12 protein-coding genes and 1 pseudogene are annotated in these 12,996 nt (G+C 49.9%); 5 read left to right on the top strand and 8 right to left on the bottom strand.

Going from position 1 to position 12,996, the window contains the following annotated elements; translation table 11 throughout:
- Both MKS11_RS20405 and xylA read right to left on the bottom strand, forming a co-directional pair.
- A pseudogene (locus tag MKS11_RS20405) lies at positions 1-361 on the bottom strand (carbohydrate porin); the annotation flags it as partial.
- 330 nt (positions 362-691) lie between these two features.
- Positions 692-2,011, bottom strand: coding sequence for a xylose isomerase (gene xylA / locus MKS11_RS20400; protein ID WP_017900971.1), 1,320 nt, complete (start codon positions 2,009-2,011; stop codon positions 692-694).
- Between the two features lie 426 nt (positions 2,012-2,437).
- On the opposite strand from xylA, the gene MKS11_RS20395 reads away from it, so the two are divergent.
- Positions 2,438-3,877 carry an MFS transporter gene (locus MKS11_RS20395; RefSeq protein ID WP_072206957.1) on the top strand — a complete coding sequence of 480 codons (1,440 nt, stop codon included), beginning with the start codon at positions 2,438-2,440 and terminating at the stop codon, positions 3,875-3,877.
- A 58-nt stretch (positions 3,878-3,935) separates the two neighbouring features.
- Positions 3,936-5,615 carry a glycoside hydrolase family 43 protein gene (locus tag MKS11_RS20390; protein WP_017900969.1) on the top strand — a complete coding sequence of 560 codons (1,680 nt, stop codon included), beginning with the start codon at positions 3,936-3,938 and terminating at the stop codon, positions 5,613-5,615.
- A gap of 81 nt (positions 5,616-5,696) precedes the next feature.
- Here the strand turns inward: MKS11_RS20390 and MKS11_RS20385 are convergent, their stop codons facing one another.
- A complete protein-coding gene (locus tag MKS11_RS20385; RefSeq protein ID WP_004206560.1) occupies positions 5,697-6,335 on the bottom strand; it encodes an HNH endonuclease in 639 nt (212 codons plus the stop codon).
- A gap of 179 nt (positions 6,336-6,514) precedes the next feature.
- On the opposite strand from MKS11_RS20385, the gene MKS11_RS20380 reads away from it, so the two are divergent.
- From MKS11_RS20380 to MKS11_RS20370, 3 genes are all read left to right on the top strand, one after another.
- Positions 6,515-7,384: a phosphorothioated DNA-binding restriction endonuclease gene (locus tag MKS11_RS20380; RefSeq protein WP_087771534.1), complete on the top strand. Its 870-nt coding sequence runs from the start codon at positions 6,515-6,517 to the stop codon at positions 7,382-7,384.
- 94 nt (positions 7,385-7,478) lie between these two features.
- Complete coding sequence (locus MKS11_RS20375) at positions 7,479-7,670, top strand: hypothetical protein (protein WP_284109675.1); 192 nt, start codon at positions 7,479-7,481, stop codon at positions 7,668-7,670.
- An 11-nt stretch (positions 7,671-7,681) separates the two neighbouring features.
- Positions 7,682-8,992 (top strand): site-specific integrase, encoded by a 1,311-nt coding sequence (locus tag MKS11_RS20370; protein ID WP_021314769.1) that lies wholly within the window; start codon positions 7,682-7,684, stop codon positions 8,990-8,992.
- Between the two features lie 12 nt (positions 8,993-9,004).
- Here the strand turns inward: MKS11_RS20370 and MKS11_RS20365 are convergent, their stop codons facing one another.
- The 5 genes from MKS11_RS20365 to MKS11_RS20345 form a co-directional block, all read right to left on the bottom strand.
- The gene (locus MKS11_RS20365; RefSeq protein ID WP_284109674.1) at positions 9,005-10,813 is read right to left on the bottom strand and encodes a hypothetical protein; all 1,809 of its coding nucleotides are present in this window, start codon (positions 10,811-10,813) and stop codon (positions 9,005-9,007) included.
- Between the two features lie 61 nt (positions 10,814-10,874).
- The gene (locus MKS11_RS20360) at positions 10,875-11,108 is read right to left on the bottom strand and encodes a hypothetical protein (RefSeq protein WP_071570794.1); all 234 of its coding nucleotides are present in this window, start codon (positions 11,106-11,108) and stop codon (positions 10,875-10,877) included.
- A gap of 105 nt (positions 11,109-11,213) precedes the next feature.
- A complete protein-coding gene (locus tag MKS11_RS20355; RefSeq protein ID WP_064175857.1) occupies positions 11,214-12,254 on the bottom strand; it encodes a major capsid protein in 1,041 nt (346 codons plus the stop codon).
- Positions 12,255-12,277: 23 nt separating this feature from the next.
- Positions 12,278-12,643: a hypothetical protein gene (locus tag MKS11_RS20350; protein WP_284109673.1), complete on the bottom strand. Its 366-nt coding sequence runs from the start codon at positions 12,641-12,643 to the stop codon at positions 12,278-12,280.
- A complete protein-coding gene (locus MKS11_RS20345) occupies positions 12,640-12,927 on the bottom strand; it encodes a hypothetical protein (protein ID WP_130938527.1) in 288 nt (95 codons plus the stop codon). The genes MKS11_RS20350 and MKS11_RS20345 overlap by 4 nt, the downstream gene beginning before the upstream one ends.
- Between the last annotated feature and the right edge of the window lie 69 nt (positions 12,928-12,996).

Below are 12,996 nucleotides of genomic sequence, written 5' to 3'. Positions count from 1 at the left end.
TGCTTTCGTTGCCCAGGCGGCCGATCGCCGAGGCGCCGTTATAGGAGCCGTCGACGCCGACATATTTCTGGTCGCCGGTCTGGAAGTGGGCGCCATAGCGGGCGTAGCCGCTGAACTTGAGGCCGAATGGAATGGCCATATCCGGCGAGGCGGCGGTGGTCTGCGGGTTGGTGATCACGTCGACCTTTTTGTCGGCCGCGGCGTCGATTTTCGCCTGGCGTTCGGCCAGCGCTTTATCAACGGCCTTGGCGACGATGGCGTCGATCTGTTCCTGAGTAAATTCTTGCGCCATTACAGAGGTAAGCGGAAAAAACGCGGCGATAACCGCCATGGTTAATGGAAGTTTTTTTATCATTGTCATGAGTTTCTCAATATAGGTTAATTTTATTCAGACAATAACCAGCCTATTCTGAGCTGACAGAATATGTCGCTATCATCAGAACAAGTTATTTTTTATTTTGTACGGTCACAGAGGCATTACACAATTATCGCGACTCTTCCTCCTTCACTAATATTAAACAGGTGGCACAATAGCAGAACCATCGGCACGGCGGATTGTTCATCTATAGACAGTCAAACAGATAGCCTTGCGGCGCAGACAGCATAAATACAACACGAACCAATAAAGGCTATTTCCCGGCAGCGGGCAGATGGCGGAATATATGCCCCCACAGGGGCATATCAGCCAAATTTAACCAAAGATATAGGTATTGACGAGATTTTCGAGTAATTCCTGACGCCCGCTGTGATGCTGCGGATTCAGATTATGCTGCTCAGCGTACCGGGCAATATTATCCAGCGACATGCGGCCGGCCATAATTTGTTGCCCCAGCTCGCCCTGCCAGCCGGCATAGCGTTTTGCCAGAGCCCGATCGAGCTTGCCATCCTCAATCATGCGCGCGGCCAGCTTGAGGGACAGCGCCATCACGTCCATGGCGCCAATATGGCCATAGAACATGTCGTATTTGTCGGTGCTTTGCCGGCGAACTTTGGCGTCAAAGTTCAGGCCGCCGGTGGTGAATCCCCCGGCTTTGAGGATCTCGTACATCACCAGAGTATTTTCTTCCACGCTGTTCGGGAACTGATCGGTATCCCAGCCGAGCTGCGCATCGCCGCGGTTGGCATCAACGGAGCCGAAAATGCCCAGCGCGATGGCGCTGGCGATTTCATGATGGAAAGAGTGCCCCGCCAGGGTGGCGTGGTTGGCTTCAATGTTCACCTTGATCTCATTTTCCAGACCAAACTGCTTCAGGAAGCCATACACCGTCGCGACATCGTAATCGTATTGATGCTTGGTGGGCTCCTGCGGTTTCGGCTCGATAAGCAGCGTGCCGCCAAAGCCAATCTTATGCTTGTGCTCCACCACCATCTGCAGGAAGCGGCCAATCTGCTCGCGCTCCTGGCGCAGATCGGTATTCAACAGCGACTCGTAACCTTCGCGGCCGCCCCACAGCACATAGTTTTCGCCGCCGAGCTGGTGGGTGGCGTTCATGGCGGTCACCACCTGCGTGGCCGCCCAGGCAAACACCTCCGGATCGGGGTTGGTCGCCGCCCCGGCGCCGTAGCGCGGGTGGGTAAAGCAGTTGGCGGTGCCCCAGAGCAGTTTCACGCCGGTTTGCTGCTGTTTCTCTGCCAGCACTTCGGTCATCACGGCGAAATTATGCAAATACTCTTTCAGCGACGCGCCTTCTGGCGAGACGTCGACATCGTGGAAGCAGTAATACGGCACGTTGAGCTTGTAGAAAAATTCAAACGCCACGTCCGCTTTGCGTTTGGCCATTTCCAGCGCATCGCCCGCGGCCTGCCAGGGACGCTCAAACGAGCCGGCGCCAAACATATCCGCGCCATTCCAGCAGAAGTTATGCCAATAACAGGCGGCAAAACGCAGATGATCTGCCATGCGTTTTCCCAGCACGATTTCATCCGGATTATAGTGGCGAAACGCCAGCGGATTATCGGTTTTAGGTCCGGCAAAAAGAACGCGTTCGAGCTGGTCAAAATAAGTTTGCATGATGAACTCCGAAATTGAGGAAGCCGAAAATTAACAACTGTGACACATCGTGTATTCTCATCGTCGGTTGCTCAATTACGTTATTTCACTCAGCGATTGAGAAAATGCTCAAATGTGAGCCATCTCGCAAATAAAACTATTTTAAATATCTCGCTTCGCGCGCGTATAGCGTACACTTCCTGGGGAATTCAGGTGAACATAGCGAATTAAAATGCCGGTTTTGTCACATTGCATATCTGTCAGAAAATTAGCGGCGGATAACGATTCAACGCAGGTGATACAGGCCTTTGCTTCGAGGATCACAGAAGTAAAAAAACATAATTACTTAATTTAAAAACGTAATAGATTCTTCCAGGTCAACTGTGTCAGAAAGTGTTTCACCTACACAAAACAAACCGGAGTCTGCTTAGAATGAGTAAAAACATAATGCACAGTCGGCATGATGAATATCATAAATTAACCCGCGGAGAACGAATTGGTTATGGCATGGGCGACTTTGCGCAAAACCTGGTTTTCGGCACCATTGGGGGTTTTCTGGCTTTGCATATGCTGACGGTAAATACCATCAGCACGGCAACGGCAGGCTTTATTTTTCTTTTTGTCCGCATCATTAATGTGTTTTGGGATCCGATGGTCGGCACCTACGTGGATAAACGAACCTCGAAAGCAGGAAAATATCGCCCCTGGCTGTTACGAGCCGGCGTGCCGCTGGTGATCCTGTCGGCATTACTGTTCGCGCCCATCCCCGGAGTGAAAGGTTCGGTGGCTTTCGCCTTTATTATTTATCTGGCGCTGGACCTGGTTTATTCCTTAGTCAATATTCCCTATGGCTCGCTGAATGCCTCGCTGACCCGCGACCCGGAATCGATCGATAAGCTGACCAGTACCCGCATGATGCTGGCCAACAGCGCCAACCTGCTGGTCTATACCCTGTTCCCGATGTTTGTGCAGATGGCGGCGCCGAAAGATCGTAGCCTGAAAGACACCGGCTTTTTCGGCCTTGAGCTGAATCTGGGCAACTATACCGATCCGTCGGCGAACTACGCCTGGTTCGGCGTGTACGCCATCTATATGATCATCGGCGCGGTGGCCCTGTTTATCTGTTATAAATTCACCAAAGAACGCGTTGTCGCGACCGCCGAGCAGACCGCCAACGTCAAAACCACCGACCTTTTCCACGAGCTCAGACATAACCGCCCGCTGGTTATTCTCGGCATGTTCTTTATGCTGGCCTTTACCTTCATGTTCTTTATGAACACCGTTAACGGCTTCTTCAACCAGTACGTCGTCGGCCACTCCGAATGGATGGGTGCGGTGGGTCTCGTCGCGTCTATTCCCGGCATCGCCTTCCCGATTTTCTGGCCGAAACTGAAAAAAATCTTTGGTAAAAAAGGCTTCTTCCATCTGTTCCTCGCCATGTTCATCGTCGGCGAACTGCTGACCTACGTCTGGTCCCGCGAAGGGATGCACGACGCCCTGTGGCTGGCCTATATCGCCACCTTTATTAAACAGTGGGGCTTAACCTCCGCCACCGGCTTTATGTGGGCGCTGGTACCGGAAGTCATCGCGTATGGCGAATTAAAATCTGGCAAACGCAATGCCGCCATTATCAATGCCATTATGGGACTCTTCTTCAAGATCGGCTTCACCATCGGCGGCGCGATCCCGCTGTGGCTGCTGGCGGTGTATGGATTTAATGAAAGCGGCGCCGTGCAGAGCGCCAGCGCCATCGACGGGATCATTATGACCGCGGTGTGGATCCCGATTGCGCTGGCCGCTATTTCGATGGTGATCATGCAGGTTTATCCGATCTCCGATAAACATGTTACCGACATCAACCGTCAGCTGGATGAGATCCGCGTGTAGTTAAAAAAATTATAAATCAGACCGATTCGTCACTTTCCATTTTAAAAGGTGTAATGAAATGTCACTTATTCAAAACCCGATATTACGCGGCTTTAATGCCGACCCCAGTATTATTCGCGTCGAGGATACGTACTATATTGCCAACTCGACGTTTGAGTGGTTCCCGGGCGTGCGTTTACATGAGTCGAAAGACCTGAAAAACTGGAACCTGCTGCCTTCGCCGCTCTCCACCACCACCCTGCTGGACATGAAGGGCAACCCCTCCTCCGGCGGCATTTGGGCACCGGCGCTTTCCTGGGCCGATGGGCAATTCTGGTTGGTGTATACCGATGTGAAGGTCACCGAAGGCGCCTTCAAAGACATGACCAACTATCTGACCACCGCGAAGGATATTCGGGGCCCGTGGAGCGACCCGATCAAGCTGAACGGCGTCGGGTTTGACGCCTCGCTGTTCCATGACGACGATGGCCGGAAATATATCGTTCAGCAAACCTGGGATCACCGGGAGTACCATCACCCCTTCGATGGCATTACCTTAACGGAGCTGGATACCAACACGCTGAAGTTAATGCCGGAAACCGCGCGCACCATCTACCGCGGCACCGCCGTGGCGCTGGTCGAGGGGCCGCACCTCTATAAACTGAACGGCTACTACTATCTGTTTGCCGCCCAGGGCGGCACCGTGTTTACCCACCAGGAGGTGGTGGCGCGGTCGAAAACCCTCGAGGCCGACAGCTTCGAAACCGAACCGGGCGACGTGTTCTTAACCAACGTCGACACGCCGGACAGCTACATCCAGAAACAGGGCCATGGCGCGCTGGTCTCCACTCCGGAAGGCGAATGGTATTACGCCTCGCTCTGCGCCCGCCCGTGGAATCGCCCGGGGGAATCCATCTACGACCCGCGCGGCTGGTCAACCCTCGGCCGGGAAACCTCGATCCAGAAAGTGTACTGGGACGACGAAGGCTGGCCGCGTATTGAAGGCGGTCACGGCGGGAAGACCTTCGTCGAAGGGCCGAAAGACGCCATCTTCACCGAAAGCCCCAGCGATAATAGCCAGCAGGATGACTTTACGTCGCCAGCGCTCGACCCGAACTGGAATACCCTGCGGGTGCCGTTTACGGCCAAAATGGGCACCACCGGCAACGGCAAATTAACCTTAATCGGCCAGGGTTCGTTAGCCAATACGCATGACCTGTCGCTGATTGCCCGCCGCTGGCAGGCCTTCTATTTTGACGCCGCGGTGAAGGTGAAATTCGAGCCCTTCAGCTATCAGCAGATGGCCGGGTTAACGAATTACTATAACGACCGCCACTGGAGCTTTGTCTTCCTGACCTGGAATGAAATTAACGGCAAGGTCATCGAAGTCGGCGAAAATAACCGCGGGAAATACACATCGTACCTGAAAGATAACGCCATCAAGGTGCCGGACGGCGTGGAATACGTCTGGTTCCGGACCAAAGTCCGCAAGCAGACCTACAGCTATGAATACAGCTTCGATGGCGTGACCTTCACCGAGATCCCGGTCCAGCTGGATGCCGCAGTGCTGTCCGATGACTATGTGTTGCAGAGCTACGGCGGGTTCTTTACCGGGGCGTTCGTCGGCCTGGCGGCGGTAGACTACGCCGGGTACGGTACCCAGGCTGAGTTTTATCAGTTCGAGTATCAGGAGCTGGGCGATAGGTTAGCGGCCGATGGCAGTTATAGCTGGGAGGCTGGCGAGACGCGGGATAAGTAGGGAGTGTGAGCCCACGCTACCGGTGAGGTAGCGTGGGATTTGTGGTGTGTTTGATGTAATTAAAGCGAGCGCTGTAGGATGTCAGTCTGCAGGGCGCAGCCGGGCCTTCAGCTCTTCGGGAGTAAACGGCGGATCTCGCCGGTGCAGCATTGCATGGCAGTTGGGACATACCGGGATCAGATCGGTTTCTGGGTTCAGACGGTAGTCCTGCTTTATCCCGGACAGCGGAATGAGATGGTGGATATGGATAAAGCCCTGGCCGATATCGCCATAGCGGCTGGCCATATCCAGACCGCATACCTGACACCGGCAGCCGTGCAGGCGAAGCGCCGCCTGACGAGCCTGACGGTCGCGCTCATAGCGATTGACCACCACCTGCATCGCCGCCCCTTCCACGTACTCCATGGTCGTCTGCCCCTCATCGGGGAAAAGCGCAGCCTCGTCATCGCCAGCGCCCTGCGACGCGATCGTAAATCCTTGCTCCAGTAACAGACGCACGCATTTGGATTTAATCCCCCCGCTGAAATCCGCCGGGGTAAATTCCGTGCCTGTCGCAAGCGTGGCCGCTAACCCGACGATGGCTTTTGAAGGATACCGACGCCCCTCAAACTCGATCTCATACAGACGCGCGCTTTTAAACTGATGCGCAACGCCTGCATCGTAAGCGCGAATGGCGGCGATGATGCATTCCCTGGATAAATGGTCCGGTAGTTTTTTCATAAGACATAGCTATCTGATGGCGCGAAGCTTGAGTATAAATAGAAAGCTATGGGCTTTTCGAACAAATAACTGGCAGTGATAGTTAAATAGCGATCCACGTAGAATCGCCGCATCTGGTAGGTTGATCGGCAAGGATTTTGCGAGCATCATCGCATTTATTTAGCTGCCAATGTAACGCTATGCCCTCCAGCACGACCCTGCAACACGCGATCGAGAACATCACCATCTGGCGCAAAGGCGAACAGCGTGCACCGCATAAGCCACTGCTGCTGCTGTACGTCCTCTCACAGTACCAGCGCGGCCATGTGCGGATGTTCGACTACGCCTCAGAGATACGCGATGAGCTGCATAGCCTGCTGGAACGCTTTGGCCCGCAGCGCCGCCAGTACCGGCCGGACATGCCCTTTTGGCGCCTGAAAGGCGACGGCTTCTGGGAGCTGCACAACAGCGAACAGTGCTCAACCCAGGGCAGCCGACAGCCGCCCGGCAAAGAGCTGGAGCTCTGCCACGTCGCCGGCGGCTTCGATGAGCCGCATTTTGCGCTACTCAACAGAAATAAGAAGCTGATCAATACCCTCGCCCATCAGATCCTCGAAGCGCATTTCCCGGAGAGTATTCAGGAAGAACTGGCAGAAGAGATGGGGTTTGGTCTACAGCAGATCCGTAAAGAGCGCGACCCGCATTTTCGCCAGCAGGTGCTGCGCGCCTATAACTATGAGTGCGCGATCTGCGGCTTCAATATGCGCCATGATAATACCTCCGTCGCCCTGGAAGCGGCCCATATTAAATGGAAGCAACACGGCGGCCCCTGCGAAATCCCTAACGGCCTGGCGCTCTGCGCGATTCACCATAAGGCTTTTGATAAAGGATCCATTGGTCTGGATGAGGATATGCGCATCCAGGTTTCGCCGGCGGTGAACGGCGGTGGCATCGTTGGCAGGCTGTTCTGGGATTTTGATGGTAAGCCGATTACCTTACCGCAGGGGAAAGCATGCTATCCGCAGGAGGGATTTGTGGCGTGGCACCGGCGGGAGGTGTTCAGGGGATGAGGGAGGATGGTGTGTGGGGTTTAATGTTGAGCGTAGGGTTTAAGGATTGTGAATGTGTTTCGGAGAGGATTTCGTGGTTGATCAATGATTGGTCGTGGCTAGATTAAAGGACTTATTTATTGGTTGTTTTGATATTGATGCGAAGGCCGGACTCGAACCGGCACGTATTTCTACGGTTGATTTTGAATCAACTGCGTCTCGCAAGCCATTGATTTTGATCAATAACTTGCAGCGCACCGGAGGTGCTACGGCCCGATTTCGCCAACAGATTGCCCCAGCAAAATAGCAGGGGTTTACATGAAGAACAAGAGGGCAAAACGAGAAGTAAAACCGAAGGACAAACGCGATCGTTATCTTCTTCTCGATCCGTGTGGCGTGTACATGGTGCGAATAACCGTACCTGCTTACATGTCGGCATACTTCGGGGGTAAAATGTACTTCATGAAGTCAACGGGGACTCGTGACATTCGCCAGGCACGGTTATTTCGGGATGCCGTAGCGCTAGAATGGTACAAGCTGCGCGACCAACTCAGACCGGAGCGCCCAGGCTCCCGGATTGAGCAGATCCTTGATGAACTTCGCGGCATTAGAAAATACGCTAAGGAGACGCCAGCGGCAGATTTGCCACAATCAACACATTTTAACTTCCCCGGACAAGTCCAGTCTTGCCCTTCTCTTCTGAAAATGCGGGATCAGTACATTCTGCAATTTAGCGAGAAACGTAAACTGACCACCCTGTCAAAGACGAACAAGGCCGTCGAGGTCTTATTGTCCCACCTTCGCAAGCGCGATATTCCTTTGAAAGATATCAACCGAACCATAGTTACTGGCTGGCTGGATAAACTGAAATGCGAGAGAGCGCCCCAGACGATTCAAAACTACATCAGCGCCCTTGCTCAAATCTGGGACTTAGCCCGTAACCGTTATCACGATGCACCACAGGATAACCCCTGGCGTGGGCATGGTCTGGAAGCTAAAAGCAGCAAGATAAGCTACGAAGTTTTCACCCATGCTGAGTTGGCGAAGGTCTTCGCTGCAATGGATGGTGATGAAGAGATGCAGAACGTAACACTGATCGGGATGTATAGCGGCATGCGTCTTAATGAAATCTGTTCACTACGTGCAGCCAACATCAGGGAGATCGAGGGGGTGCTCTGCTTCGAAGTGACGGAGGGTAAGAGTAAAGCAGCCGCCCGTATAATTCCTGTGCATAGCCTGATCATTCCATTAGTGTTGTCTCTACGTGAGAAGCCCTACAACGGTTTTTTATTCTACCGTGCGTCAATCATTGACCGTGCAGACGGAAAGCGCTCAACGTGGCATACACAGCGATTTACTCGTGCTAAACGCAAGGCATTGGGTGAGCAGGGGACCGAAAGAAAAGTTTTCCACTCGTTGCGTCATGGGGTAGCTCAAATTCTCGACAGGGGCGGGGTGGGAACCGGAAAGCTAAAGCCCGTACCAGAGGACCGCATTGCTTTACTGCTTGGTCATGAGCGCGGTTCTACGGAGAGTTTTAAAACGTACTCCAAAAATGCCGCTTCTCCTGTTGAGCTACGGCAATATATCGAGCTATTACGCTATCCAGAAATAGAAAAAGGGGCTTGATGCCCCTTTTATTTATTGACCTAATATACTTTGGTTAATTTGGAAGTTCTGATCATCAAATGCCCATTCTATACGCTTATCGGCGACTGCCTCTACCATCATTCCAAATTCAGGAGACGGATTTACGGTAAGATTAAAATCCGCTTTTAAATCCGGGATGACTGGCTGATATTGCATCGCTGGCGTTGCTGGCATCATTTGATTATACCACCCACCACTTTGCACCTGTGTTGCGACAGATGAATCTGAACCAGGACTAACTATATTTTTAATCCGACTTGCCATATCGAGGACGCCCGGTGGCAATAACGACTCACCAACAAAAGTAGCACCTTGTTGAAAAACATTCTGTTCCTCTGGTTTATCAGTTCCGAGAAGTTTATTTTTCCAGTCGGTAATAATGGACAGTACATCGAGCAAATCTTTAAACCCTTTAACGGTTTGAGCTGTCCCCGTCCCCAAATCTTTAACCAGAGGCACCAATGTTCCCATTTCTGAAGATAGGTTCTGAGTATTAATTCCTAAATCCTCTAAACCTTTACTAAAAGATGCCGCAAATTGATCACCTAATGATTCTTTAGCTTGGTTAAATACTGCTGACATCTCAGTTAGATTATTAATAGATTTCTGTTGAGCAGTCGTTAGTGCTAAATGAGAATCAACCAATTCATTTTGAATCTTGAGAAGATTTTCACCACCACTTGAAACAGAGTTTAATACATAACTCATATCATTAATTCGTTCACCAAAGTTGACAAATTCTTGTTGAGTTACTTTGCCTGCATCTCTGAGACCACGCATAAATACAGCAAACTCAACTGGTGTTTTAAACGAGTTTAATTTGGCGACTGCCCCTTGATTGGTATATCCCAGACGTTGACGCATTACGTTAACGAGGTCTGATAGTTCTCCACCTCCGGTAAAATTGCCATTTTTATCCGTGTTACCAAAAGATAAATCACCTTGTTTATCTAACCAATCCTTGCTGATATCAGCATATTTTTCACGGGAGATGTCAAAACCTGTGGTAGCGAGAGAGGCACGGCGCAAACTCATATACTCAAGGTCATTTCCACCAAAACTCTGGATCATTTTCCTGCCCTGGTTCCGTTCAATGGCTCCCGCCAGTGTTCCCGCCATAATCTGATAGGCCTGTTGGGCAGCATAAGCGGCTGCGGTTGGTCCGAGTATCTCACCGGGGATAAATGCGCTCGCCTGGCGACTCAGCCAGCCAGATGATCCAGATTTTTTCGCCTTACCTGATTGTTTGGCCTGTTTGGCATTATTTCTGGCAATACTACGTTGCGTAGTCAGATGCTGGCTCAGAGCTTGAGTCATCGATTTTAAACTGGTATTTCCCCGTGCATATGCATCCACGAGGGCGTTAGCCTGTTTGATCGCAGCGTAGCGATCGGCTCCGCTCATATTCTGGAGGCGTCCAAGCTGGAATGCGGCGCGTTTTCTTGCCAGGTCAGCATTTTCTTGTTGAGTGGCTATCTTCTTAGATTGCTGCTGTTGAATTTTCAAAGCGCGTGCTTGCGCTGCTGCCAGTTTTTTCTGTTCGTTGGCTTTTGCTTTAGCATCTACAGCAGCTTGTTTAGCTGCCTGTTTCTGTTGTTGTTGAACCTGTTTCTGCTGCTGCATTTGTGCAGTATACGCCTGTTTTTGAGCCTGCATCTTTGCCTTGGCTATCGTTCCCTCTGTTTTGCTGAAATCCTTTTGTAATTTTTTCATATCATCACGTACACTACGTAATGACGCCCTGTCTGTTTTATATTTAACAAGGTTGGTTAGGGTGGCGGCTTTTACATTCACGCTCATAATTTTTCACTCCACAATAAAAAAGCCCCTGACCAATCAGGGCAGAGGCTATATTTAAATATCATTTCTTATTATATTTTCTGACTGGTTCCGTTAGTGCAGTTACCAATGAGCGATAACCACGCTCCTCACCATCCTCATAAAATTTGCAACAACGTGCTGCCAACGTTTGAGAGGTGATGTTGTATTTTTCTGCTAGTCGTTTAACCTGAAATAAATATGGTAAATCGTTGTCCGTGATGTCGGTAATAATGTGATGATTGCCCGCATCATCAATGATTAGAATTTTTGCCATTGCTGCATGCTCTCCAGATAAGTATTAAGATTATGTGGGCAGGTATTTGCTGATGACCAACCCAGTTTTCAAACAGCAGCATTAATAGCGCTGCTGCGAATGTCATTAGCCGGAGATACTGGCGTATACCACAGCCTGTGGCAGGTTATTAATTGCCAGGTGTGCAGACTCTGAAATCAGTGTCGGAAATTGCATTTCATCAACAATTGCGTATTGATGGAATTTAGCCGGAGTTTTTCCAAGCGTTGCATGCATGGTTCCAATACCGTTAAACAGTTTAAATACGCCGCTATCCTGCGCAAAACGGGGAACAAAAACAGCGTTGTTCTCGCCAATTAGGGATTCCAGATAACTATCACCAGTGACATCAACAAAAGTGATCCCTTTCAGTGACCATACAGGATACGCCTGAAGGTAAAATTGCAGAGTGCCAACAAAATTAGCTGGGTCATTAACAGGAGTTGCATAGATAACTGCATCAAGAATCGATTTGTGGTAGGCCAAATTCTGCGCCATATTACCAGTGCATAAACAAACAATGCCCTGCATAGATTTCAGTTTACTACGTGCAGCCTGTCGAATTTGGCGCTGTACAGCATCCAGTTGTGCGAGGACATTTGCAGTAGTACTAAAATCGAATATTGCTGTGGATTTAGTTTGATTAAATTCAGCAAAAAAAGATAAATCACCTTGAGCCGTATAAACTCCAGATTGTTTACCTGAAAGAACAGCCTCAGCGAGGATAGTTTCCAGCGTGTTTTGATACGCGACATCATGTTCAATAAGGTATTTTGCAATCTGGTCGTCCATAGTTTCAGCTACAGTTTTGCCAAAACCACGAGCCTGTTCGAACGAGCGAGAGCTAATTTTGTCTACCCGTTTAAATGTTCGAAGTTCGACGAAATGACTGTCAAATGTAGGTAATTCGGTAGTGTTAAAATCACTGTGTACATAAGGGGCATTTTCGCTATTAACGCGATCTGCATCCTCTACGAGACGGTCATTTAAAACTTTATTGATGCTGAGATTCTCATCACCAAATAAATTTAAACTTGTGATCACGTTGTTGGGCTGTTTAACATCGGAAAAACTGTCGCCAAAATCGATAATTTTTTCAACTAAAAGTTGTTCGTACGCTGTGCTCATTATTTTAATTTCCTTTTATATTTTTAGGTGGTAGGAAGCATTTTTTCATCGCCAGCAATGACGATAAGATTTTCAGCCAATTTATTAAACAGGGTTTCCATATCTGCACCAGATGCAGCAACCAGGTTTTCACGGCGTACAAAAGTAGCCAGACCATTGCGGCAAATGCGTAAATACTTTTGACCAGCCCAGGCAGGATCTAAAACCAGAATTAGATTTTCTGCTGTAGTGGCGTCATTTGCGAGAGTCAGTGTAGTTTTATCGAGTAGCGAACCTGCTACAATTTCAGACGCCAGTGCATTAACTTTAACGACCTCATCAAAATTGATTGGGTCAGCAGCATAGGCGACGATATCGGATGCCCACAGGTATGATGTAGGAATTTTCATTTTTTCCCCTTGAGAATGTTTTTAATAATTTGTTTTGGAGATTCAGCCTCCTCAGCCTTTTTGTTTTTTAGTTCATCGGCAATAGCCTTTACTTTTTCAATAGCTGAGATTTGTTTAGCGGTTTTGGTCAGATTATCCAGAGTCTCCTGGGAAACCTCAGGGGACTCTTCCACGGGGATATTCCGTTGTTTGCAAAGGGCTACCATTTCAGAAATAATGTCTGGCTCCGCAAAAATTGTAATCCCCTGCCGACCATCAGTTAATGTTGTTTTTTTGATATTCATTTTTAAATCCATTTCATTTTGCAAATTGAAATAAAAGAAAGGCCTCATTGCGAGGCCTTAAAACATAAG

It is taken from the genome of Klebsiella sp. K5-45, from assembly GCF_030128605.1.
GTDB lineage: Bacteria > Pseudomonadota > Gammaproteobacteria > Enterobacterales > Enterobacteriaceae > Klebsiella > Klebsiella quasipneumoniae.
The sequence above is the reverse complement of the archived record's forward strand: the minus strand, read 5'-3'. Positions and strand labels throughout refer to the sequence as shown.

Excerpts from the sequence above, each read along its gene's own strand:
- xylA (WP_017900971.1), bottom strand. The coding sequence starts at position 2,011 with ATGCAAACTTATTTTGACCAGCTCGAACGCGTTCTTTTTGCCGGACCT.
- MKS11_RS20395 (WP_072206957.1), top strand. The coding sequence starts at position 2,438 with ATGCACAGTCGGCATGATGAATATCATAAATTAACCCGCGGAGAACGA.
- MKS11_RS20390 (WP_017900969.1), top strand. The coding sequence starts at position 3,936 with ATGTCACTTATTCAAAACCCGATATTACGCGGCTTTAATGCCGACCCC.
- MKS11_RS20385 (WP_004206560.1), bottom strand. The coding sequence starts at position 6,335 with ATGAAAAAACTACCGGACCATTTATCCAGGGAATGCATCATCGCCGCC.
- MKS11_RS20380 (WP_087771534.1), top strand. The coding sequence starts at position 6,515 with ATGCCCTCCAGCACGACCCTGCAACACGCGATCGAGAACATCACCATC.
- MKS11_RS20370 (WP_021314769.1), top strand. The coding sequence starts at position 7,682 with ATGAAGAACAAGAGGGCAAAACGAGAAGTAAAACCGAAGGACAAACGC.
- MKS11_RS20365 (WP_284109674.1), bottom strand. The coding sequence starts at position 10,813 with ATGAGCGTGAATGTAAAAGCCGCCACCCTAACCAACCTTGTTAAATAT.
- MKS11_RS20360 (WP_071570794.1), bottom strand. The coding sequence starts at position 11,108 with ATGGCAAAAATTCTAATCATTGATGATGCGGGCAATCATCACATTATT.
- MKS11_RS20355 (WP_064175857.1), bottom strand. The coding sequence starts at position 12,254 with ATGAGCACAGCGTACGAACAACTTTTAGTTGAAAAAATTATCGATTTT.
- MKS11_RS20350 (WP_284109673.1), bottom strand. The coding sequence starts at position 12,643 with ATGAAAATTCCTACATCATACCTGTGGGCATCCGATATCGTCGCCTAT.
- MKS11_RS20345 (WP_130938527.1), bottom strand. The coding sequence starts at position 12,927 with ATGAATATCAAAAAAACAACATTAACTGATGGTCGGCAGGGGATTACA.